Source organism: Ruegeria lacuscaerulensis, from assembly GCF_013033355.1.
Taxonomy (GTDB): domain Bacteria; phylum Pseudomonadota; class Alphaproteobacteria; order Rhodobacterales; family Rhodobacteraceae; genus Ruegeria; species Ruegeria lacuscaerulensis_A.
The window spans coordinates 109804-130693 of sequence record NZ_WQDY01000012.1 but is presented as its reverse complement, the minus strand read 5'-3'; the positions used below and the strand labels follow the sequence as shown (position 1 = coordinate 130693).

General features: G+C 53.5%; 22 protein-coding genes. 7 read left to right on the top strand and 15 right to left on the bottom strand.

Annotated elements, in window-relative coordinates; genetic code table 11:
• Window positions 1–85: 85 nt before the first annotated feature.
• Window positions 86–1387 carry a Gfo/Idh/MocA family protein gene (locus GOW48_RS18785; RefSeq protein WP_234899543.1) on the bottom strand — a complete coding sequence of 434 codons (1302 nt, stop codon included), beginning with the start codon at window positions 1385–1387 and terminating at the stop codon, window positions 86–88.
• On the opposite strand from GOW48_RS18785, the gene GOW48_RS18780 reads away from it, so the two are divergent.
• Window positions 1386–2039: a GntR family transcriptional regulator gene (locus GOW48_RS18780; protein WP_170755647.1), complete on the top strand. Its 654-nt coding sequence runs from the start codon at window positions 1386–1388 to the stop codon at window positions 2037–2039. The two genes, GOW48_RS18785 and GOW48_RS18780, sit on opposite strands and share 2 nt — an antisense overlap.
• Window positions 2040–2732: 693 nt before the next feature.
• Here GOW48_RS18780 and GOW48_RS18775 read toward each other — a convergent pair.
• The 4 genes from GOW48_RS18775 to GOW48_RS18760 all read right to left on the bottom strand — a co-directional run bounded on the left by GOW48_RS18775 (window position 2733) and on the right by GOW48_RS18760 (window position 6591).
• Window positions 2733–3113, bottom strand: coding sequence for a hypothetical protein (locus GOW48_RS18775; protein ID WP_170337130.1), 381 nt, complete (start codon window positions 3111–3113; stop codon window positions 2733–2735).
• A gap of 114 nt (window positions 3114–3227) precedes the next feature.
• Window positions 3228–4406, bottom strand: a complete 1179-nt coding sequence (locus GOW48_RS18770; RefSeq protein WP_170755646.1) for a carbohydrate porin — start codon at window positions 4404–4406, stop codon at window positions 3228–3230.
• Window positions 4403–5167, bottom strand: coding sequence for a DUF3299 domain-containing protein (locus GOW48_RS18765; RefSeq protein ID WP_170755645.1), 765 nt, complete (start codon window positions 5165–5167; stop codon window positions 4403–4405). Before GOW48_RS18765 ends, GOW48_RS18770 begins: the two co-directional genes overlap by 4 nt.
• Before the next feature lie 26 nt (window positions 5168–5193).
• Entirely contained in the window at window positions 5194–6591 is a 1398-nt protein-coding gene (locus tag GOW48_RS18760; RefSeq protein ID WP_170337131.1) for an amidohydrolase family protein, read from the bottom strand.
• A 132-nt stretch (window positions 6592–6723) separates the two neighbouring features.
• Between GOW48_RS18760 and GOW48_RS18755 the strand changes: the two genes are divergently transcribed.
• On the top strand, window positions 6724–7731 hold the full coding sequence (locus tag GOW48_RS18755) for an AraC family transcriptional regulator (RefSeq protein WP_170755644.1): 1008 nt from the start codon (window positions 6724–6726) through the stop codon (window positions 7729–7731).
• A 447-nt stretch (window positions 7732–8178) separates the two neighbouring features.
• Here the strand turns inward: GOW48_RS18755 and GOW48_RS18750 are convergent, their stop codons facing one another.
• Entirely contained in the window at window positions 8179–9060 is an 882-nt protein-coding gene (locus GOW48_RS18750; RefSeq protein WP_170379999.1) for a LysR family transcriptional regulator, read from the bottom strand.
• A 104-nt stretch (window positions 9061–9164) separates the two neighbouring features.
• On the opposite strand from GOW48_RS18750, the gene GOW48_RS18745 reads away from it, so the two are divergent.
• The 3 genes from GOW48_RS18745 to GOW48_RS18735 are packed head-to-tail and all read left to right on the top strand — an operon-like array spanning window position 9165 to window position 11128.
• Window positions 9165–9959, top strand: a complete 795-nt coding sequence (locus GOW48_RS18745) for a VOC family protein (protein WP_170380000.1) — start codon at window positions 9165–9167, stop codon at window positions 9957–9959.
• Window positions 9960–9994: 35 nt separating this feature from the next.
• Window positions 9995–10765, top strand: coding sequence for a nuclear transport factor 2 family protein (locus tag GOW48_RS18740; protein WP_170380001.1), 771 nt, complete (start codon window positions 9995–9997; stop codon window positions 10763–10765).
• A gap of 60 nt (window positions 10766–10825) precedes the next feature.
• On the top strand, window positions 10826–11128 hold the full coding sequence (locus GOW48_RS18735) for a hypothetical protein (protein WP_214648679.1): 303 nt from the start codon (window positions 10826–10828) through the stop codon (window positions 11126–11128).
• A 138-nt stretch (window positions 11129–11266) separates the two neighbouring features.
• On the opposite strand, the gene GOW48_RS18730 is transcribed toward GOW48_RS18735, so the two are convergent.
• Together GOW48_RS18730 and GOW48_RS18725 are read right to left on the bottom strand one after the other, a co-directional pair.
• On the bottom strand, window positions 11267–12760 hold the full coding sequence (locus tag GOW48_RS18730; protein ID WP_170755643.1) for a DUF1254 domain-containing protein: 1494 nt from the start codon (window positions 12758–12760) through the stop codon (window positions 11267–11269).
• Window positions 12761–12794: 34 nt separating this feature from the next.
• A complete protein-coding gene (locus GOW48_RS18725; RefSeq protein ID WP_214648678.1) occupies window positions 12795–14306 on the bottom strand; it encodes a DUF1214 domain-containing protein in 1512 nt (503 codons plus the stop codon).
• 111 nt (window positions 14307–14417) lie between these two features.
• On the opposite strand from GOW48_RS18725, the gene GOW48_RS18720 reads away from it, so the two are divergent.
• Window positions 14418–15425 carry a helix-turn-helix domain-containing protein gene (locus GOW48_RS18720; protein WP_170685169.1) on the top strand — a complete coding sequence of 336 codons (1008 nt, stop codon included), beginning with the start codon at window positions 14418–14420 and terminating at the stop codon, window positions 15423–15425.
• A gap of 249 nt (window positions 15426–15674) precedes the next feature.
• On the opposite strand, the gene GOW48_RS18715 is transcribed toward GOW48_RS18720, so the two are convergent.
• The 6 genes from GOW48_RS18715 to GOW48_RS18690 form a co-directional block, all read right to left on the bottom strand.
• A complete protein-coding gene (locus tag GOW48_RS18715) occupies window positions 15675–16100 on the bottom strand; it encodes a GFA family protein (RefSeq protein ID WP_174821687.1) in 426 nt (141 codons plus the stop codon).
• A gap of 109 nt (window positions 16101–16209) precedes the next feature.
• Window positions 16210–16881 (bottom strand): NAD-dependent epimerase/dehydratase family protein, encoded by a 672-nt coding sequence (locus GOW48_RS18710; RefSeq protein WP_170755642.1) that lies wholly within the window; start codon window positions 16879–16881, stop codon window positions 16210–16212.
• Window positions 16871–17350 carry an SRPBCC domain-containing protein gene (locus tag GOW48_RS18705; RefSeq protein WP_170755641.1) on the bottom strand — a complete coding sequence of 160 codons (480 nt, stop codon included), beginning with the start codon at window positions 17348–17350 and terminating at the stop codon, window positions 16871–16873. The genes GOW48_RS18710 and GOW48_RS18705 overlap by 11 nt, the downstream gene beginning before the upstream one ends.
• Complete coding sequence (locus tag GOW48_RS18700) at window positions 17337–17813, bottom strand: hypothetical protein (protein WP_170755640.1); 477 nt, start codon at window positions 17811–17813, stop codon at window positions 17337–17339. The genes GOW48_RS18705 and GOW48_RS18700 overlap by 14 nt, the downstream gene beginning before the upstream one ends.
• 57 nt (window positions 17814–17870) lie before the next feature.
• Window positions 17871–18683, bottom strand: a complete 813-nt coding sequence (locus tag GOW48_RS18695; RefSeq protein WP_170755675.1) for an SDR family NAD(P)-dependent oxidoreductase — start codon at window positions 18681–18683, stop codon at window positions 17871–17873.
• Window positions 18684–18735: 52 nt separating this feature from the next.
• The gene (locus GOW48_RS18690; RefSeq protein ID WP_170755639.1) at window positions 18736–19617 is read right to left on the bottom strand and encodes an oxidoreductase; all 882 of its coding nucleotides are present in this window, start codon (window positions 19615–19617) and stop codon (window positions 18736–18738) included.
• Between the two features lie 69 nt (window positions 19618–19686).
• On the opposite strand from GOW48_RS18690, the gene GOW48_RS18685 reads away from it, so the two are divergent.
• On the top strand, window positions 19687–20259 hold the full coding sequence (locus GOW48_RS18685; protein ID WP_331251875.1) for a TetR/AcrR family transcriptional regulator: 573 nt from the start codon (window positions 19687–19689) through the stop codon (window positions 20257–20259).
• Window positions 20260–20428: 169 nt separating this feature from the next.
• On the opposite strand, the gene GOW48_RS18680 is transcribed toward GOW48_RS18685, so the two are convergent.
• The gene (locus tag GOW48_RS18680; protein ID WP_170424603.1) at window positions 20429–20779 is read right to left on the bottom strand and encodes a hypothetical protein; all 351 of its coding nucleotides are present in this window, start codon (window positions 20777–20779) and stop codon (window positions 20429–20431) included.
• Window positions 20780–20890 lie beyond the last annotated feature (111 nt).

Below are 20890 nucleotides of genomic sequence, written 5' to 3'. Positions count from 1 at the left end.
CCTCCCTGAGACATCATGATGCTTCTTTTTTGCGATTCAGAGTTTTGACCTATTTTGGACTTTTTGCAAGATGTTTTACAAAATATCAGATATTTTTCATTACCTGCAATCTCTGATGCTGCGTTTCCTGAAGGTTTCTTATCCTGACAGTCTCGCCAGTTCTGCAAGAATTCTGAATAGCTTCAATAACTTGAAGCGTTCTGAACCCTTCCCATCCAGACACAATCGGCACTGCTTCGTGCCGAGCTACTTCAACAAAGTGCCTGAGCTGATTGACCAGAGGGTCAGACGCACCCTTCTTCAGCGCGGTCGATGAAATAGGTGTCCACCAGTCCCTTTGCTCACTCTGGTAACTCCACAATCGAAGATCGGGAACGGACAACGAACCATGAGAGCCACCGATCATGTAACTACTCTCAGTGGTCGACGGATAGATTGGATATTCCTGAGACGTCATCTCCCAGCTCCACGGAGCGACGATGCTGTCGGACACACTTATGGTCCCGATCGCCCCGCTTTCAAACGTCAACAGCGCGCCGGCGACATCTTCGTTGTCGTAACCCCGCTGCGATGAAGCCGACTGCGCCTGTACGGTCATGACTTCTCCGGCCAGGTACCGAAGCAGATCAACATCGTGGACAAGATTGACCGAGATGGGCCCTGCACCGGGTTTCTTTCTCCAAGGCGCAGCATCAAAATACTCGTTTGGCTTATAGAACCAGCAATTCGCATGGACAGCGCGCACATTTCCAATCTTCCCATCGACAATGGCTTCCTTAGCCGACCGGATCAGAGGATTGTGTCGACGATGATGTCCGACCATCAGTGGCACATTGGCCTTCTCCGCTGCTTGAACAAGCTCGAGTGCAGCGGTGGCTTCCACGGCGATCGGCTTTTCGACAAGAACGGGACAACCATGTCGAACACACGTGAGGCCTTGCTCGACATGAAGCGTAGTCGGAGTCGCCAGAACAGCTCCGTCTGGCGTCTTGTTTGCTAACATTTCCTCGAGGGTTTCGTAACATGCGACCCCATGCTCAACGGCGTAAGCACGGCCTTCATCGCTGGGGTCGACCACCGCGACGAGATCAACATGGCGCAACGCTCGGATAGCGTCTGCGTGGCGGCGTCCAACAAGGCCAATGCCGACAATGGCAATGCGAAAGTTCTTAGACACTTTGCTTCCTTCCGGAGGGTCCGGAAAATCCCGAAACCGATGATTGCGATCGGGCTGCTTTGCCCAACTTGGCCACGACCGTATTGGGGTTTTCGCGATTCCGCAATAATGTATGATATTTTTATTTTTACCATACATCAGTTTGGATTGCTGATGTCTCTGAAAAATGCTAATTGAACGAGGAAACTGATAATATCGGGTGAAACGCATGGCGAAACAGCCGTCTACGGTAGGTGCAAGCACCTATCAGCGCATCAAGCGGGACATCATCTTCGGGGAGCTGCAGCCCGGCTCCAAACTGAAGCTGGACGCCTTGAAGGAACGCTACTCGGCAAGCCTTTCGACACTTCGTGAAACGCTGAACAGGCTCGCCAGCGATGGATTTGTCGAAGCTCCCGAGCAACGGGGTTTCCTGGTTACGCCGGTTTCACGAGAAGACCTGACCGAGATTTCTGAGCTGCGCGTCCTGTTGGAATGCCACGCATTGGAGTTGTCCATTGCGAATGGCGACACGGACTGGGAAGGCAACCTCGTTGCCGCACACCACAAGCTGCACCTGATGGAACAGCAGCTTCTGAAGGGCGACGAATCCGAGAAAGAAACCTGGAAACGATATGATTGGGAGTTTCACCAGGCGATGATCGCAGCCTGCAACTCCAAGAACCTTCTGTCTCTGCACTCGATCATCTACGACAAGTACCTGCGGTATCAGATGCTAGTGTTGACTTATCGCGGTGAAGAGGCCGTCAAGGAGCACAAGGGCATGTTCGATGCCGCGCTGGCCAGAGACGCCGACACGGCCAAGAAACTGTTGGAAGATCACATCCGAAACGGTCTCTCACATACGCTTGAAGCTATGTAGCTCGCTGTTGTTTCTGCCTATCACCATCACCTGGATCAGCGACACGGGGCCTGATAGGCAAGCTTAATTTCTGTGCTTACCAGATGAATTTCGTAAGTTTATTATTCAACATCCCAACCCCGCTGCATCAGGCAGCCGAATAAACGAAGATGAGAACGCCAAGCTTCTGCAGCCAAGGGTTGCTTTGCACCACCACAACAAACCGCGAACGTCGTTGAAGCGGTTTTATGTGAAGCGATCATTGGTTGAGTGATCATCGCCCCAGCGGACCCAACGCACCTTTACTTAGATCTGTCTAGCAGCAGACGTTGATCCCAATTGCAGAGATCGGCCGTCTCGAGCCCAAAATACAAAATGCTTCAACGCGCTTTAAGGTCAGCGATGCGCAGAAAGCAGACTTTGCAAAGTCCGGTTGACCACATTGTCCACCAAAGGCGACAGTTCTGCTTCGCGACTGGGCTATACATAGCCCTCAAAGCGTATTGTTTGCGGGACTTCAGTTGCACCGTTTTCCTGAGCGAGTAGGGCGCGTGCTGACGAAAAGGTAGCAAGCGCAAAAAGAACAAGAAGGGCCTTTATCATCGTAGCGCCTCGGATCCGGGTTTTGAACTTGGGCCGGGGTTCACAAATGATCGCCCCGGCCAGCGTCAGGGCAAACGAGGTAGTTCTTGCCCTGAAACATCGTACTTTCGCCTAATTTAGAAGATCACCGACGATGCCGACGGCATCGACCACGGTAGACAGGTCATTCGTAACTTCGAGGACTTCGTCATCGACCAGAATGTAGCGGTTTCCTTTGCCCGGCTCCCCAAGCTTCCATTTGGAAAGGTCCCCAATATCCTCGAACTCCAGGTCAGATGGGAGCTTGGCACCGCGCGTGTAGCGCTTGATCTGTCCAGGTGGTACAGCTTTTGGGCCTTTGCCGGGTTTGTCTTCTATCTGAATGCTGACATCACCGTTCTTGCCCCCCTTGTTCGGCTTTTTACCCTTGTTGTCTTTGGCATGGGCATCGCTGCCTCCAAGGATGAAAAACACAACTGCTAAGGCTGCAAGAATTCCGTATGCAATCTTCATAGATTGTTCCTTTGCTTCCCAACTTCATTCGACCGGCGTTGAAAATTCCGGCACGCGCTTGATCTCTCTTAGTTGCCCTTTGGCACACCCCTTAGTGACTGCCTTCACCCCGCATTAGAAAACGATCCGGGTTCTTAGACCGAACAGGGTAATCCGGTCCTGATCGGGATTTAGAAGCGGGTCGGAAATGAATTGTACCGATGGCGTGATCTGCAGTCCGGGTGAGATTGAAAAGCGGTAGAAAGCTTCAAGCGTGAACTGATCGCCATCTATGCCTCTTGCTTCGGCCCAGTTTAGGCCCAGACCGGCCAAATCGGTGTTGCGACCATAGTAACCGAGACCGGCAGAAATCGACCGTTCATAAAGCGCTGCGGTTCCCTTCGAGGCCCCTGCACGGAAGAACGGCATCCATTTATTGTCAACAAACCATGCGGCGGAAAACGCTGCGCCGTAATCTTCTGCTCGACTGCCATCGTCAGCCGCATCCGCATGCCAGAGGGTCAGATGGATATTGTCGAAGTAGATGAGATCAAAGCCGGACGTGTACCCAAGTTCGAGCGACTTGAAGAGATTGCCGTCGCTAAACACATCAAAGTTTGGATCGGACGGGTCGGCGTTTGCGTCTGATACGCTGGCAACGGCGTAGAGGTTCTCGCTCAGCTTTACCCCACCGGCAATACCAAGGCCTTGGTTGGGCGTGTTGATTGTCGGGTTGGTATTGAAAGACAGGTTTTGAAAACCACTGTAGGGGCTTACCAACCCGTAGATATCCACAAAGTCCGTTACATCAATCTGGCCGACTTGCAGCGCCCACGACCCATTCTCAGCCCTTTGGGTCCAGAACAAATTGGTCAGAAGCAAACCGTTGTCATTGAAGGCTGTTCCCGTGATTGAAAGGGCTCCGCCATCCAGCCCGAGAAATTGCGGAGCAACGTCAGTATAACTGTGCCTGTCTTCGATCTTGAATGTCAGAGACCCCCGTTCAGTTGCCTGCCAACTGCCGTAGAACCGCGCAATTCCGCTGGCTGCTTCGCCGGTTCCCAGATCAGCATCCGTGGTTTGGCCCAATGCCAGGTAGTCAATGTTGAACCGAAAACCACCCTCAGCCAGTCGGTCTTTCCACTGAAACCAACCCGGTGCGATGTTGCGTGGAAAATCGGAACGATACTGTGGGTCGGTTAGCCCATCGCCGGGCTCTAGATCAGCTTCAACCGAAGATGGCCCGGATAGTCCCTGAGCCGACGCTGCGCCAGCAAAGGCAATACTCGATGCGACAACCAGAAGTCTTATCATTCAGACGCCTTTGCCCCGCCGGTCTTGCGATCTCCCGCCGCCCGGATCCGATCAGCGGCCCGCTGCTTCCATTCCAACCTGTCTGCCTCGGTTTCCAGAGTTTCGACACGTTCCGTCTCCAACTGGAATGTCGCATTCATAGGCATGAGGCCGTCCACAACCATCATATTCTGAACAGAAGGGTCAATAGTCAGCGTGCCCGTCAGCCGAACGGGTTCGTGGAAATAGCTGGGCGTCCAGTCGCCATTCAGCCGTACACGGATCATTTGGTTGGGCGGAGGTGGAGGCATGTGACTGCACATCCCTCTTTCTGGCACCAAATACGCCACAGGCCGTCCATCCGGATCACTCGGAGCAGGAATGGCAAAGCCCGCGAGTGTGATTGTTTGACCATCGAATTGCAGATTTCCGTTTGTTCCAGCCTTTCTTCGCCGTTCCGTCACGACCTCTCGCTGATCGAGTAGCCAGTCGACATCAATCCCATCAGCCGCCAAGGCATCCTCAGTCTCGGTCAGAAGCTCCTGCCATTTTTGTCTCTCTTCTTCGCTGCCACTATCCTGCTGTAGCCTGCCGCGCAGCCGTACGACGTAAAGGACATCGTCGAATTGTTCGGCGCTAAGTTCGCGATAGGGGTCTTCAAAGACCTGCGCAGACGGGTCAGGCAGGTCTGACCAGTCCAACGCGGTTCCAGGCGTCGCCGCAGCATCATAACCGCACAAAACCAACCCTGCGAATACTGCGGAGCAAAACCAATTTCGCATGAATGCTCTCCGGCTGCTTTATCTGGTCAATCCAGTGTGTTTTTGTAGATCACACCGTCCTTCATGATCAGGCGGATTGTTTCCGGGCTGTCCGGCCTCGGGTCCGCACCGAACCACTGATCGCCTGTTCCAACGACAGAGAAGTCTTCGAGGGGGTTGCCGTCTATCAGCAGGATGTCGGCATAGGCGCCTTCTTCGATCACACCCAGTTTGCCTTCCGGATAGGGGTTCATGAAATCACCGCTAAGTGCCGCGATCTCGCCACCTACCGAAGTTAGGGTTACCATCGACGCATAGGGGCCGAAGAAATGGTTATTCAGATGTTTCTCGTAGGCGATCTGGATGTTGCACGCTTCGACCGAGCCGACGCAATCGGTTTGGAAACCGCGCGGCGCCGGGCATTCCTTCATACTTGGAATGTAGGCTTCGAAGGTCGCCGAGGCCGATTTGGCCTTCCTCAAACTGTTGGGGTTGTTTTTCACGGAAGGAACATCAAGTAGGCCTGGATCAAATGCTGTGATGTTCGTCGTGATGTACGCTCCTTTTTCTTTCATCAAAGCAGAAATCTCGCAGTCAAAGTGAAATCCGTGTTCAATGGTTCTGACCCCTGCATTCAGGGCATTGATGATCGCTTCTTTGCGGTAGGAATGTGCCATGACATAGGTGCCGTACTCGTTGGCAACCTGAACAGCGGCCTCGATCTCTTCTTTCGAACCGGCGAGCAACTGCCATGGATCGAATGCCGAAATCACCCCACCTGATTGCATGAACTTCAATTGCGTGGCACCCATGCGCAGGTTGTTGCGGCCATACATGTAAATTTCGTCAACACCGTTGACCTGTTGGGCCATATTCAGAGTCCCAAAGTTGGTCACCCCACCCGGCGGAGATGTGAAGGATGCGAAATCGGCGTGACCACCACGTGTTCCGAGAAATGCCCCGGAAGGATAAAAGCGGGGGCCGACGATCTGGCCGGCGTCAATTGCGCGCCGCAGCCCGCCCCCAGCGCCCCCGGCATCGCGAACGGTCGTGAAGCCCTGCATCAGGTACATTTCGGCCATCCGGGTCCCGTGGATGGCGAAATCCTCCCAGGTCGAGTTGGTTTCCATCTCGGCAATCGATGGCCCCATGAGCATCAGGTGCGCGTGATTCTCTATAAAGCCCGGTGTCAGAGTGCGCCCACCGCCGTCGATAACCGTCGCGCTCGGCGCATCAATGGCATCGGTTGAGACGGACTTGATCAGATTGCCCTCGACCAGAACACTGGCATTTTCAATGCGTTGCTCATTCACACCGTCGAAGACATGCACGTTGGTAAACAGCGTTTGGGGTTCTTCTTGATCCTGAGCCTGCGCGGTCGCCGAAAAAGAAAGAACTGCCGCGACAATTGCCGTCGAGCAAAGAGACATTCGTAAGCCGGACATAAGTACTCCCTTCATATTCATGTTTTGCCAACTATAGTCTGGAATTCATTGGCTCGGTTGCCCCTTTTGAATTAAGATGTACGAATGTGACTGCAAAAATGGCCACTTCTTAAAGCTAATCCAACAAGGGTTATGAGCTTGCCTTTCAACTCCACCTCCCGAGAGCATAGCGAGGGCTTTGTTCGCCTCTCTTTAGCCGCTCCCTTTCTGCAATATCTCACCGAACGTAAGATCAATCCGCAACCAGCATTGGATCAGGTCGGCTTGAAAGCTGAACTGATGACTAACCCATCCGTGTTCGTTCACTCCGAGTTGGTTTACGGCTTGGTAAATGCTTTCTCAGAAGTATCAGGGGATCGATACCTAGGACTGAATGTAGGGGAAGCGTTTGACCTGCAAGAGTGGCCGCCCTTCGCTCAAGCCTTGCAATCTACAAAAACGCTGTTCGAGTTTTTTACCCGCTTTGTTGAGCTCGTGCCGCAGGAGTCCAATTCTGTGCGGCACAGCCTTGTCATTGAAGCAGACAAAGCGACTTATCGTATCGAGAGGCAACAGGAACCAACCGTCCCACCCATTCAGGTGACCGGTTTTGGTGCCGCAATCTATGTACGCCTATTGCAGACCGTCGTCGGAGAGTCCTGGGACTCTTCCCGTGTGCGATGGGAAAGCAGATACATCAATGGGCTGCCTATCGACTACAAAGGGATCGAGGTTGGCCTTGGAACCGATCCCGGAATGCAAATTAGTTTTCCTGTGGAATGGTTGTTTTTGCACCATGTCTCTGACGGCTCTGCCAAGCCGATGGCCTCACCGCGACAAGATGAAGAAGTAACTGTGGTGGCTGCTTTGCGCTCTGTGTTGCGCGGCAAACTGGATGAACCCGATTTGGGGCCGGAGATGGTGGCCGAGTTGCTGGGAATACAGCCGGAACGGTTCCTGAAAGCGCTTCATCAACAAGGCACAACGTTACCGCGCGAAATCAAACGGCTGCGTATCGATGTCGCCAAGGAGCACCTCAAACAAAACCAGATGACAATTGCAGAGATCGGACTGATGCTCGGCTATTCTGACAAGTCCCATTTCACTCGCTTTTTCCGAGGTCAGACCGGAATGACACCGACCAAGTTCCGAAGCAAGTAAATGTGGTCGAGCCAAATGAACGCTTCGAAGATTAGGTCCTCGTGGGATCAGTTCGGAGAAGTTGTAGTGCGACGTTGAACAGGTTAGTCGACGACATGAATGGTTGGTTGCCACCGCCGATACAACCTCTGCAACTGGCCGTTTCGTTGTGTATTTCGGAGTTAGCAAAGCTTGGTTGCGAAGGTCCGCTTCGGGCTGCGTGCGGCCAATCATGCTAACAGCAGACAACGATGGCACCGAGCCCAATTCAGTCGTTTACAGCAGACAACATGATTTCCTGAACGTCGCGCATGTCCTAGTCAATGGCTTGGTGCAAAACTGAAAAGCGTGATTGTGAATGCCTGCTTCAGGCTGGGACCAGCCAATCATGCTTGCTGCGGAGAACGGCAACACTGAGCCCATACCTACCAAATGCTGCGCATAGCGCGAGTGACTGCTTTGGACTTCCTACGCTCGAATCTCTTCACGCATAAACTCGACAAAGGACTTAACACGCGGCTTTCGAAAGGCCGAAGGCAACTGCACGCTTTGGATCGGCAAAGTGCGGGAATGGAACTCCGGAAAGAGTTGCACAAGACGTCCGGTTTCAAGGTCGTCCCCCAAAAACACATCTGGGCATATGAAGATGCCGCTCCCTGCGCGCGTCGGAACGAGGCAGGCGGGAGGACTGTTTGCGAGAAATGGGCCAGAGACAGGCACCTGCACGGTTTGCCCTTCGATCTGGAAGGGCCAGCGGTTTGGATCCGGGTTGTTCGCATCTCGAATGCAAATGTGGTCCGAGAGTTCCGCAGGATGTGAAGGTGCGCCATGTTCTTCAAGGTAGGAAGGGGTCGCGACGACTTTCATATGCGTTTCACCAAGCTTGCGAACGACCAAACTGGAGTCACTGAGCGCGCCGATCCGTATTGCGATATCGAAACCGCCCTTGGCCAGATCGGCATAATGATCCGACAAGTCCAATTCGACCGTGACGTTCGGGTGTTGCTCTACGAAGCGGCTTGCTGCTTTAGCCACCGCCGTGTCGCCATAGGTAAGGGGCGCGGCCACACGAACGATGCCCTTCAAGCCCTCTGAAGCGTCAAACTCAGTCTCCAACTGCTCCATCTCAGCCAGCACTCGTCGCGCTCCTTCCAGATATCGCTCCCCCTCGTGGGTCAGCGACATAGACCTGGTGGTGCGATGGAGAAGATTCAGCCCAACCATGTTTTCGAGCTGTGCGACACGCTTGCTGACCAGCTTGTTTGAAATGCCAAGCCGTTGTCCGGCGGCGGCAAAAGAACCGGATTCCACAACAGCCACGAAGCTCTGCATCCCGTCGATCCGGTCCATAGAATTGTCTCCATTTGCGCGATACACACTCGCTCTTATCGCCATTTTATGGAGAAAAGACCATCGCTAAGTTCCTCTCAAGCTTAATCGCAGGAGAAAAGAACATGGCAGCGTCAGACGCCCCCATCTCAATAGGTCAGGTCGCCCTGACGGTGCGCGATCTGGATAAGACCGCCACCTTCTATGAAGACGTGATTGGCCTCGGCCTGATCGAACGCGACGGTGAAAGCGCCTACCTCGGCACCGAGGCTGGAACGCTGATCGAGCTGCGCCAGGACCGAAACGCCAAACCCTTTCCTAAAGAGGCGGGGCTGTTTCACACGGCATTTCTGTTGCCTTCCAAACAAGACCTCGGCGCATGGCTGATCTACGCGGATGAGCGCGGTGTTCGCCTGGACGGGGCATCCCACCACGGTGTCAGCGAGGCGCTTTATCTGAACGATCCCGAAGGAAACGGCATCGAAATCTATCGTGACCTGCCTCGCAAAATGTGGAAACGCGAGGGCGACACCGTCCACATGACAACGCACCCGCTCGATCTGAAATCACTCACAGAAGATGCCACACAGTGGCAAGGCGCACCACAAGGCACAGTCATCGGACACGTTCATTTACGTGTCGGTGATGTCAGCAAAGCAGCGAAATTCGTTACTGACGAACTGAGTATGGTTCAGACCTTTGAGCTGCCCTCAGCCCGCTGGTTCGGGTCCGGTGGCTACCATCACCACCTAGCTACAAACGCTTGGCAATCCAAGGGAGCAGGCTCGCGCTCTGCTGGGGCCACTGGTCTCACAAGTGTTGAGCTGTTGGCAGACCCCAAAACTCTCACGCCCGGCCGCAAGGTCGACCCGTGGGGCACTGAATTCACGATCAACTCGGCGCAAGCCTGCGCCGCGTGAATATCGTCAAATCAAACCAAGAGAGGACAACAACAATGACACCTAAAGAGCTCGTATTGGAGGCTGTAGCCGCCATTTTCGTCAACTTCGACGCAACCGCAGCCGAACAACTGCTGGCAAATGACTACATTCAGCACAACCCTGCTGTACCCACAGGTGCCGCTCCAATCCTGGGGTTTATCCCCGGTCTTAAGGAAAGCGGGATCGAGGTGGACATCCACCGGGTCATCACGGAGGGCGATATCGTCGTCCTGCATACCACCTACAACAACGCCCAGGCGTTTGGTGCAGACACCTTGGTTGGCTTTGATGTCTTCCGCGTCGAGGACGGAAAGGTTGCAGAACACTGGGACAACCTGACACCAATCACACCGCCGAACCCGTCGGGTCATACTCAGACCGATGGTCCAACTGAGATAACCGATCTGGATAAGACCGCTGAGAACAAGGCGCTGGTCACAGACTTTGTGCACACCATCCTGAAGGATGGCGACGTTGACCGGATAACCGAATTTCTGTCGACGGAGACCTACATACAGCACAACAGCAACATTGCCGACGGTCTGGACGGTTTGGGTGCGGCTCTTGCAGGCATGGCCGAGCAAGGCATCCAGATGATCTACACGGACGTCCACATTGTTGTGGCCGAGGGCAACTTTGTCTTCACCGCCTCCGAGGGCACGTTTGCCGACAAGCCGACTGCCTTCTATGACCTGTTCCGCGTCGAAGACGGCAAGATCGTTGAGCATTGGGACGTAATCGCGGACATCCCGTCCGAGATGGCCCACGACAATGGAAAGTTTTGATCGGGTGCCATCATGAAAGCGTTCTTGATCACCCTGATAATGCTCGTAGGAGGTAACGCAATGGCACAAGACGTCGGCGTCATTGAAATTGTGACGATGGACCTTGCTGAAGGCGTTACACCGCAAGAGTTCGAACCTGTTGATAAAGTCATCGAAGATGAGCATGTCAGCAAACAACCAGGCTTTGTCTCGCGCCAAGCTGCATTCACAGATGGCAAATGGGCAGTGGTAGTTAACTGGGAAAGTGCCGAAGACGCCCAAGCGTCCATGGATAGCTTTGCATCAGCACCCGCTGCTGAACGATTCATGAGCATGATCGATGCAACCACAATGTCGATGACACGCTACAATTTAGCGCGATAGCAGACAAACAGAAGGGCGGCACTACGAGGTAGTTGCCGCCCTCCCCTGGTTGTTGTCGCGTTGTTCGGGATGCGCACTCACATGGCACGACATCTCGTTCTCGATAGCGAACTGTTAGGGCGCTAAATTGACAGTCTATCACTCCATAAGTTCGATCTCGCCCGGGCGCCACGATCCGTCGAACCAAGGCTCGAGAGGGCCATACAATCGCAGTACGGTCGACCAAGATTTGCCCGGCATCGTCTGTATCCAGTTGCCCTCTTTGCCTTCAGGCGCTTCAGGCGCGAACCAGACAGTGTAACTTCCGTCTTCATTCGCTTCCAATGTAGCTTGGTTGCTGTCGACCCCTGCGAGTTTCTGATCAGTTTCGAGCAGTGAACGGGTTTGGGTGTCGTAAACGACGAAAGACCAGTAATCCTGCGCGGGCGGATTTGGCGGGATGGTGACGGAATAGGTGTTGCTCCCATCGAAGTAGTTCCCGTCACTGTCCCGGTTTGCCAGCGCATATTGCGACCCGACACCAACCTTTTGTGCAACCATGGCAGGCGTAATGCCAGTCGCGTAGTAGTGGAACAGGGTCCGCGCATCGAGGATTTTCACGTCCCCCGCCTGGAACTCATGATTGCCACCGACGAACGCCGTCTTCCAATACCCTTCGTCATAGTAGAATGGCGCACGCGAGCGAGGAGCAAAATTCAACGACTTAGCCGCCGCCGTGCCCAATGCGACTGCCTCTGTGAGCAGCAGCCTCAGTTCGTCATCGGGTTCAAATGGTTCACCTTTTCGGATACCCAGCGAGAACATTGCTCCCATCAATTCATCGGGAAGTGCTCCTTCCGCTTCGTTGTCTACAACGGCCTTCATCTCTTCAAAGAAGGAAAAGTCATTGGCGTGTATCGTGTTGAACTGAAGATCAGTCAGGTTCACAAATTCCTGATCGGGCGGCGCGTCGCGGTCTTCCCACCGGTAAACACGAAGAGTTTCCTTCACACGATCCACTGCGGCTCCAACGCCGTCTTCCCCATAAAACGCACGCAACAGAAACCAGTTCCGATAGCTTGGCGGCTTCACAATATAGTAACCGTCGTCCGGCAACTCACCTTCATAGTCGGGCGGAACGATCAAGAACTTCCCACCCTCGCCAGCGTCAGGCCCAGCGTTCCCGATGTCAGTGACATAACGCATATAGGCATCGTTCACGAACCCCAGCATGCCCGGCGGCACGTCGTAAACCACTGGCCCTTCGGACAGGTCCGTACAGTTAAGAATGTAGATTGTCGTGGTGTTCGGCGTGAGAAGAAGCGAACGGGCGTTATACAGGTCTTCAAAGATCCCGATCTTCATCGGATCAACGCCAGCGCCCTCTTCGAGCCCGTGACACATTGCATATGTTGAGGCTGCAGGCATTCCATCCATGAATACCTGCATGCCACGCATGAAATTTAATGCGTTATACGACAGCTTAGCTGTATCCGGCGTCGGCAAGCCGTCAAAATATTCCAACGTTCCAAATCGTGTCTCCACCTGATCCGGTACGATTATGCTATCCGGAACTTCAGCCTTGTACTCTTGGGCTGGAGATTGCGATGCGAGTACCAGGGCGGTCAGCGCGGCTAACGACTTTGTTTTCATTGTTCACTCCATTGGGAATTTTTGTTTGTTTTGATCAGTTTACTTTTTCTAGATCGCCCAGCATCCAGCCACTTTCCAACCATCCGTCTTGCGGCCCATATAGACGGAACAAAAGGAAGTACGGCTCTGTGGTTGGTATCCAGTTGCTTTCCTTGCCTTCCGGTGCCTCCGGTCCAAAAAAGATGTCGTAAGAACCGTCTTCATCGGCTTGCATAGAGTCTGTGTCGCGCTCGGACAGACCCACTGGATCAACGTTCCGGATGAAGCTCTTGGTCTCCATCGAATAAACAATCACGGACCAGAAATCGTCGGCAGGTGTGTCTGCTGGCACGTTAAGTCTGTAAGTCTGATTGTGGTCGTACATGTCGCCGTCGCTGTCGCGAAGGCCCGTCAGATAAAAGGTACCGCCACCGAGTTGTTTCGGCAGGTACGTGATCCAGAAGTAGCTGCCGCCCGCACGCGCATCCACAAGTACCTCTGTCTCAGTCTCATACGGGAAGCCTGCCTCGGGTTGACCTTCGGCAAAGTCCCATATCAGCCACTGGCTTTTCATCTCGCCGCTATCGTCGACCCAGAGCGGTATCATGGCTTTGCCGGGCGTAACAAAGTAGTTCTGCATAGAGGCATACGCCAACAACAAACCCTCATTCATTGCTTTCAACTGAATTTCCGATGGTTCGAAAGGTTTTCCCTTTTCGATCCCGAGATCCTTCAGGAAATTTACCATGACCTTGTCTTGTTGTCTGACGGGGTTGTTTTGAACGTAATCATTCAAGTCCTGAAAGAAGGTCTCGTTGTAGTATGGAAGCGAGTCGTACGGCACTTCTGACGCTTCGAGATAGTTGTTGGGTGGTGGATTGTCAGCCTCAGACAGGTAGTACACTTTGATCGTCTGAGCGTACTCGGCCGCATCGGTGTCCGTTCCGCCATTCGTCAGTTTTGGCCGGAACGAAAAACCATATTCGTAGGTATCTGTTTCAAAGGGAAGGTATCCCGCTTCAGTTAATTCCTCCAGCGACATTTCCCCTTCGTAGCCTGGGGGTAGCATGAGGTACTTGCCGCCGGCACCTTCATCGAAACCATCGGGACCTACGTCCACAATAGGAACATCCCAAGCATTCACGATTGTACCGAAGTAGTTCACCTTGTCGGTGGCAGCGGGCACTTCAATGACAAGGGGACCGGGTTCGGAGGTCATTGAAGCCCAAGCATAGGCCGTAACATCGTTGGCCGTAAGAAACCCATGTTTGGAGTCGAACGGCTTGTTGAGATAAATGATGTCATTGTAGTCGCCACCGAGGTCGCGGCGAATGCCCTTGAGGAAATCGATCATACCGGCGGCAGGCATTCCCCAGATGGCCGTCTGGGTGGCACGCTGCACCATAATCTTGTACTCGATGTCCTCGACCTCGGCTGATCGTGCAAGGATGTCGCCCGTGTCGTTGAAGGACTGGGAGAAAACTGGTGAAGCAGAAATACCTGCGCCGAGCACCATTCCCAAAAAATGCATCGAAAAACCGCCGTGTAATGGCCGAAGTATTTTCATATTGCAATGCTCCCTGCTGTTTAGGGAAAGCTTGCACATCCGTTCAGCCGATGCGTATCATTTCACGACACGCGGGCGAACAAGCGGGTTGACGGATTGAACCTACCACCGATGATTTCGGCTAAGGCCTTGGGCGCGATGCCCCAGTTTGTGCTTGAGGCCGCTGGGGAAAGACGCTTGTTGCGTGCTTTTGACTCTGCCGATCTTCCTGTTCACTTCATTGAGGAAAGAGGCGGTTACATCTCGGAGCATGCCTTGGCGACCTTTGTGCACGAAGCCGCACGATCCACGGGACAACAAAACATCGGATTGTTGTGGTCACCGTATCTCACTGTCGCTGACTACGGCGCCTGGGGGAGTTACGTTCTTTCTGCTCCAACGCTGGGGGCAGCGCTAATACGAGCTTCTGCCGTCATGCCATTTCATTCGTCTACGGATCGCGCGTGGCTTGAAACTTCGGGCACAAGCGCGCGCTACTGTTATCGTTTTGGACTTCGCTCGCATTTCGCGTATCCGGACATCGGCTTCTCGGCCGTTGGGGTTTTTTTGAGCATATTCCGCGCGTATTTAGGAAGCGACTGGAAGCCATCTGCCGTGCTCTTGGACTTCCCGAAGGTTCCTGGATTTGTCGAGGCAGAAGACACCTACGCTTGTCCTGTAATCTGGAACGCCTCCCGGCTTGGGGTTGATTTTGATGCATCGGCTTTGCGAGCCGAAACCACGCCCAAAAAACTTACCGGCGGCTCGACAACCGTCGGAGATATTTCTCGCGAACGATTGGGCGGCCCACCTCAAACACTTAGAGGACAAGTCGAGGAAGTGGTTTGGCAACAACTTCATCGGGAGGAAATGTCGATTGATGCCACCGCGCGTTCGCTCGATCTTGGCGTTCGCACACTACAACGGAAGTTAGCAACCGAAGGGGTTCGTTTTCGCGAAATCGTCAACGATGTCAGGGTAGCAAGGGCCGAGGAACTCCTCACAGATACGCGCGAGACAGTCTCCAGTATCTCCTCCATGCTAGGATATGAAACCGCAAATAATTTCAGCCGCGCATTTAGGAAGGTGACGGGACTGACGCCCTCTGACTATCGCAAGATGAACTCCGACAATAGTTGACTTGTGGGTCGCGAGAGCAATCTTCCAATGTCTGCTTTGTCCGCGTTGCAGTCTTTGTCGATCCGGACCTCGAAAGGCAGATTTTCGCAACCAACGGATGATTGACAGCGTCGTAATAAACCGCACATCTCACTGAAGCGGTGTTATGTGAAGCGATCTCTGGCTGAGTGGTGGCCGTTCAATGGAACAAGCACGAAAGGCTGCCTCGTAGGCAAAGCTGCCGTATGAAAAATCAGGAGGCTTCCCAATCTACTTATATCCGTCTGGGTCGTTAGGAGTTTGTAATAGGATACCTTCAAACGCGTCGAGATCATCAGTCATTTGCAGCCAAGGTAACTTGCTTTGCTTGTTGACGTGAAAAGTCGGTTTGAAATCTTCCGGGTTTTCGAGCGATGCAGCATAGAGGTGCATACCACCCGGATAGTGATCGGCTTCAAATCCAATGGGTGATCCGCACGTACCGCAAAAATGCCTGAAAACGCCTTTGGAACTTTCATAAGTGCGGGGTTTATCACCGGTCCACTCAAAGTTTTCTATTGGCGCACCGAGCCACGCAACCATCGGCGCGGCACAATTCCGACGGCAGTCATCGCAGTGGCAATAACATGCCCATGTTTGATCTCCTTGGTAGGCCCAGCTTGTTTTTTTACAAAGACAATACCCGCGCGTCGCCATTCTACTTTCCTCCAAACCTCCGCTAACGTAGGACGCAGGCGGGTTTTGAAATGGATAATTTAGGACGTATTGTCAGCAGAAAACGTCGAAGCTCGGGGGCAATCTACGCTCACAGCAGTAATGCCCGCATTTCAGTGTTTTCCAAAACGGCAGACGAACTTTCGTTGTTGATCACCGTTCTGATCATAGCCTGTGCTAGTTCATCGGATGCCACACCTATAGAAGGTACTAGCGTATGAAGCGGCGCGAACAGATAGTCTAATGGTTTCCACCTGCTTCGTTCAGATGGGGCGATATAGCCGGGGCGAAAGGCAAACTTGCGTTTGATATGGGAGGCGAAAAGAACAGTCTCGGCTTCACCTTTGACTTTCAAAGCAAATGACATGCCACCCCCGTCTGTTCGCGCACCTTGGGCCGAGAAGAGGCAGAATGTTGCTTCCGGCACTGTTTCCTCACAAGCCCGTACAAGGTTGATCAACCAATTGACGGTGACCTCTGAATAAGTCTCCCTACTGACGCGGGCTGAGTAGGTCGCAAGACAATGAAACACCGTGTCGATACCGATCAGATACTGGGTATATGAGGCTGAGTTCCCGAAATCCGTAAAGCTGATGTCGGTCAGCTTGGCGTGAGTTCGACCCGAAGACCTCCGCCCAAGGGAAACAACCTCTGTTACGCTCTCCTCCTCCAGCAATGCAGCCAGAACAGATGACCCGACCATGCCGGTTGCCCCAGTAAGCAGAACGCGCCCGAGAGCTCGTGCGGTGGGTTCATCCGACATTACCGCGTCGCTCCGCTTCCGCCTTCAGGCTGCGATTGAAAACCTGGTAGCCCTCCAGATACAATTTCGCCAACCGTCCACCCATCAGGAGAGTCATGCCACCGATGATCTCGTCCGATTGTACGAACCGGGTCTTTCCATCTGCGGCGGCCTCGACCTTGAAATGGTGGTTATCGCGGATGCCGCCGGGTCCTCTTTCAGCCCGGTAGAACTCGTGGCCGTCTACCACAGTGATCGTGTGATCAATCCGTGTGAGCTTGTCCTTGTTGGGGTCCAGCTGGAAGGCAACATTGATGCTTTCACCGTCCGCGATCTGGCCCTCGATTCCCACAAGGAACGCAGCCCAGGAGCTGTAGTTGGCAGTATCGGTCAGAACCGCCCAAACGGCTTCGGGCGCCGTGTTGATGATGATGTCGGTGTGGATTTTATGATGAGAGAAGCTGACCTTCTCAGTTCTACCAGTTTCCATGATCTTCCCTTTTTGATCGGTTCAAGCCTTTAGAGGCGCGGTGCGCCATCTCAACGGTGATCCGCCCGAACCGCTCGCGCATGCGCTGCGCCCGGAAGAGGTAGACGGAAATAAGGGTGTAGTTGATGCACTCAACCAGGAAGTTGCGGTAGCGATCTGGGTTTTGCAGCATGTCGAAGGTTTGGACCGCGCACATCGTGGCAAGTGCAGTGAACATCACAAGCATTGCGATGGGCGTGTAGCGCCAGCGCACGGCGTAACCGGCAAGGAACGTGGCCCCCGACACAGTGATCAAAATCCAATGGAGGGTCTGCATGCCAATTGGAAATGTCTCGTTTTGTAGCGGCATCAGCGGGGCAAGTCCCCAGAAGTATTCCAGAAAGCCTAGAAGTCCCCAGCTGAGCATGATCAGTGCGGCGAGGATCAAGAATAAACTGAAGATATGTGAAAGTAACTTTTGCATGATCTACCGCCTTTGGAGATACGGCTCCCAAATGATCGATGTGGTTTGGAAGGCTACCTAGCAGGGCCTAAGCCCCGCCGCCGACATCTCTAGAAAATTGCGGATGTCGTATTCGATGTCGCCGTCGTATCGCGGGGCGTAGGTGTCATAAGCGCGCGCGAGTTTTCCATAGCGGTCATCAATCCGAACCTTGTTGTAGGCATGACTGACCGCGAAAAATTCACCGGCTTTCAGCTGATTAAGCACCCGCTTCACAAACTGATCCGTCGGCATGCCCAGGCCCTGGCTCATCTCGGAAACTACCAAGCCAGGCATGATCAAGGCCACGTCCATAAAGTCCGGCGTCTCTTCGGCCAGAAGTTCGGTGATGGCTAAAAGGGCATGCTTGGACGAGACATAGGCATGTGACGATGGTACGGCGGTGAAGACACTGTTTTCGGAGCCAATGTTGTAGATCGCGCATGGTGTTCCGCGGTCGAGCATTTTGCGCCCAAAGACCTGAATTCCGTTGAGCGTTCCGAATATGTTGATCTCATAGACACGCCGGAACACATCCAGATCCATGTCGATCAGCGGCTTGGGGTCCTGGCCGATACCAGCATTGTTGATGAGCACATCAACCGGACCAAACTCAGCCTCGGCAAAGTCTGCCAGCGCTTCTACTTGTTCGCGATCCGCGACATCGCAGGCAGTTCCCGCCGCCTTGATCCCTTCGGCTTTCAGTTCTGACACTGCCTCCTGAACGCGGTCCAAACGGCGACCGCAGATGACAACCTTTGCGCCTTCCAGCCCCATCTGGAGGGCGAGTTCTTTACCGATCCCCGTCGCGGAGCCGGTGATGACAACGGTCTTGCTTTCAAAATCTTGCATGATCTTTCCTTTTAGGAGGTCAGCACTGTCGCTTCTGGAATGAATGGCGGGATCAGATTTTGAAGGATTGGCCGGTAAGCACTTCGGACAGGGTCCATAACCGGGTAGCAATCTCGATATTCGCGGTTATCGGATCGCGGGTGGCCACGCCGACTTCCCCGCTCATTTCCTGCGGGCCGGTGGGGCCGTAGTAATCGCCTCCTTGGACATCCGTGGACAGGGCGGCGTACAGGGTGGGTTTCGCGGCTTCTTCTGGAGAATGAAGGAATTGTTCAACTTGCGCTTTCATCTGCGCGAGCTGATCCGGGGCAACGTTATGGAACAGACCGGACTCAGAACCGCCGGGATGGACGGACAGTGCTTTTAGCCTACGCCCAGAAGCCCGTAGGCGACGGTTTAGCTCGTCCCCAAACAAAAGGTTCGCGAGTTTCGACTGACCATAAGCAATGCCGCCATCCTGGCCACAGGTCAGATCATCAAACTGGATGGTGGCACCCTTGTGCCCGAGGCTTGAAAGCGCCACGATCCGGGATGCCGGATCGTCTGGCACGAGGTCAATCAGCAACGCCGTCAAAAGAAAATGACCGAGGTGATTGGTCGCGAATTGCAGTTCGATCCCATCGCCATTCGTCTCAGCGGTGTAAAGCAGTATGCCTGCATTGTTGATCAGCACGTCGAGCTTCGAATAGCGCGCGCGGAACGCCTCGGCAAAGCTTCTGACGGAGGCAAAATCGCCCAGGTCTAGCGGCATCACATCAAGCGAGGCTGACGGCACGCGTGCCAGCACGTCGTCCCGAGCGGTTTTTGCCTTTTCGAGATTGCGGCAGGCCATCACTACGTGGAACCCAGCTTCGGCGATGCCGATTGTGGTTTCAAACCCAATGCCGTTGTTGGCACCAGTGACGATGGCAATTTTTTGGGAAGTGGCGGTCATGAAAGGCTCCACAAAGTTTACATTTGATGACTGATTGTAAATATTGACAGTCACCCACGTAATGTCAATATGCCCTTTATGAAAAATCGCGACGCCCACATCCTAGAAGCAGCAGTCCGTCTCTTTCTTCGGTTCGGGGTTAAACGGACAAGCATGAACGACATTGCGGAAGAAGCAGGGTTATCGCGACAGACGCTCTACAAAGCATTCGCCAATAAAGATGAAGTGTTACAGGCCACGATCCGATCCATGGCGGACAAGGTTGTGGTGGACATTGAGGCCGGGCTGATGAAGACGACGGGACTCAGTGCGCAATTGGATGTAATCTTCCAGCACACCGTGATTGAGCACTACGATGTACTTCAATCCTCGCCGAATGCCGAAGACATCATTGCTGGCGTAACCGCTTCTTCACAGAAGGAGCTTGAAGCAGGTGCTCAACGGAACACTGAGATTATTGCCCGAGTTCTAGAGCCATTCTCGGATGACCTTAGGGCTGCGGATCTGTCTGTGGACCAGTATGCAGATTTTATTCAACGCACTGCGACGGCGGCAAAATACACGGCGAAAAACAGAAAGCACTTGGTACAACTGCTCGATGCACTCCGCGTCTCTGTGCTGAAGGTAGTCGAAGCGAATTAGTTCAAAGAATGTCCAATGCGGAATTCGATGCCCGCCGCGGCATCGGGCAAAATGGACTAACTACTGGCATTTTTCGCAACGCGCTTCAGCGACTTTTCCCAAGGCCTTAGATAGAAGCCCTTGGACATTGCTAAACGGGTGTTAAGTGAACCACTGACTGGTTATGTCGTCACCCATCTTTGTCCTCATCACTCCAGTGTCCAATCTCATAGACGCCTTGCTTTTTCATGCGACGTATGAACGCTAGGTAGTTAACTACGCGGTCGATCTCATCCAATTCTCCAGTGGCATAGGCGACTGCAATCATCTTGAATTGGACCTCAAGATCTTCCGCAATTTTTTCGTCTTGTCGATCGAGACCCTTTCCAGCCCCCAAAGAGGCAGTAGTTGTTTCGTCTTCGCTCCACATCTCATCGAGATAGGCCTTTAGATTTAGCTCGGGACTGTTCGCGCCCAGCTTGCCTACAGCCTCCCATATTGGTTGAAGCTGTTCAGTAAGATTTCTTCGACTGCTAGTCATGTTTCTTCACCTCGCAGTTCAGCAATTCAACGTAGTTGGCCCAATCGAGAGACCGCCACTAAAACTGATGAGCATGAGCGGCGGAGTATCAACTTAGCTCCGCCACCAGCT

What these genes read in the sequence shown, in the direction of transcription:
- GOW48_RS18780 (WP_170755647.1), top strand. Translation starts at nt 1,386, where the DNA reads ATGGCGAAACAGCCGTCTACGGTAGGTGCAAGCACCTATCAGCGCATC.
- GOW48_RS18785 (WP_234899543.1), bottom strand. Translation starts at nt 1,387, where the DNA reads ATGCGTTTCACCCGATATTATCAGTTTCCTCGTTCAATTAGCATTTTT.
- GOW48_RS18775 (WP_170337130.1), bottom strand. Translation starts at nt 3,113, where the DNA reads ATGAAGATTGCATACGGAATTCTTGCAGCCTTAGCAGTTGTGTTTTTC.
- GOW48_RS18770 (WP_170755646.1), bottom strand. Translation starts at nt 4,406, where the DNA reads ATGATAAGACTTCTGGTTGTCGCATCGAGTATTGCCTTTGCTGGCGCA.
- GOW48_RS18765 (WP_170755645.1), bottom strand. Translation starts at nt 5,167, where the DNA reads ATGCGAAATTGGTTTTGCTCCGCAGTATTCGCAGGGTTGGTTTTGTGC.
- GOW48_RS18760 (WP_170337131.1), bottom strand. Translation starts at nt 6,591, where the DNA reads ATGTCCGGCTTACGAATGTCTCTTTGCTCGACGGCAATTGTCGCGGCA.
- GOW48_RS18755 (WP_170755644.1), top strand. Translation starts at nt 6,724, where the DNA reads ATGAGCTTGCCTTTCAACTCCACCTCCCGAGAGCATAGCGAGGGCTTT.
- GOW48_RS18750 (WP_170379999.1), bottom strand. Translation starts at nt 9,060, where the DNA reads ATGGACCGGATCGACGGGATGCAGAGCTTCGTGGCTGTTGTGGAATCC.
- GOW48_RS18745 (WP_170380000.1), top strand. Translation starts at nt 9,165, where the DNA reads ATGGCAGCGTCAGACGCCCCCATCTCAATAGGTCAGGTCGCCCTGACG.
- GOW48_RS18740 (WP_170380001.1), top strand. Translation starts at nt 9,995, where the DNA reads ATGACACCTAAAGAGCTCGTATTGGAGGCTGTAGCCGCCATTTTCGTC.
- GOW48_RS18735 (WP_214648679.1), top strand. Translation starts at nt 10,826, where the DNA reads ATGGCACAAGACGTCGGCGTCATTGAAATTGTGACGATGGACCTTGCT.
- GOW48_RS18730 (WP_170755643.1), bottom strand. Translation starts at nt 12,760, where the DNA reads ATGAAAACAAAGTCGTTAGCCGCGCTGACCGCCCTGGTACTCGCATCG.
- GOW48_RS18725 (WP_214648678.1), bottom strand. Translation starts at nt 14,306, where the DNA reads ATGAAAATACTTCGGCCATTACACGGCGGTTTTTCGATGCATTTTTTG.
- GOW48_RS18720 (WP_170685169.1), top strand. Translation starts at nt 14,418, where the DNA reads ATGATTTCGGCTAAGGCCTTGGGCGCGATGCCCCAGTTTGTGCTTGAG.
- GOW48_RS18715 (WP_174821687.1), bottom strand. Translation starts at nt 16,100, where the DNA reads ATGGCGACGCGCGGGTATTGTCTTTGTAAAAAAACAAGCTGGGCCTAC.
- GOW48_RS18710 (WP_170755642.1), bottom strand. Translation starts at nt 16,881, where the DNA reads ATGTCGGATGAACCCACCGCACGAGCTCTCGGGCGCGTTCTGCTTACT.
- GOW48_RS18705 (WP_170755641.1), bottom strand. Translation starts at nt 17,350, where the DNA reads ATGGAAACTGGTAGAACTGAGAAGGTCAGCTTCTCTCATCATAAAATC.
- GOW48_RS18700 (WP_170755640.1), bottom strand. Translation starts at nt 17,813, where the DNA reads ATGCAAAAGTTACTTTCACATATCTTCAGTTTATTCTTGATCCTCGCC.
- GOW48_RS18695 (WP_170755675.1), bottom strand. Translation starts at nt 18,683, where the DNA reads ATGCAAGATTTTGAAAGCAAGACCGTTGTCATCACCGGCTCCGCGACG.
- GOW48_RS18690 (WP_170755639.1), bottom strand. Translation starts at nt 19,617, where the DNA reads ATGACCGCCACTTCCCAAAAAATTGCCATCGTCACTGGTGCCAACAAC.
- GOW48_RS18685 (WP_331251875.1), top strand. Translation starts at nt 19,687, where the DNA reads ATGCCCTTTATGAAAAATCGCGACGCCCACATCCTAGAAGCAGCAGTC.
- GOW48_RS18680 (WP_170424603.1), bottom strand. Translation starts at nt 20,779, where the DNA reads ATGACTAGCAGTCGAAGAAATCTTACTGAACAGCTTCAACCAATATGG.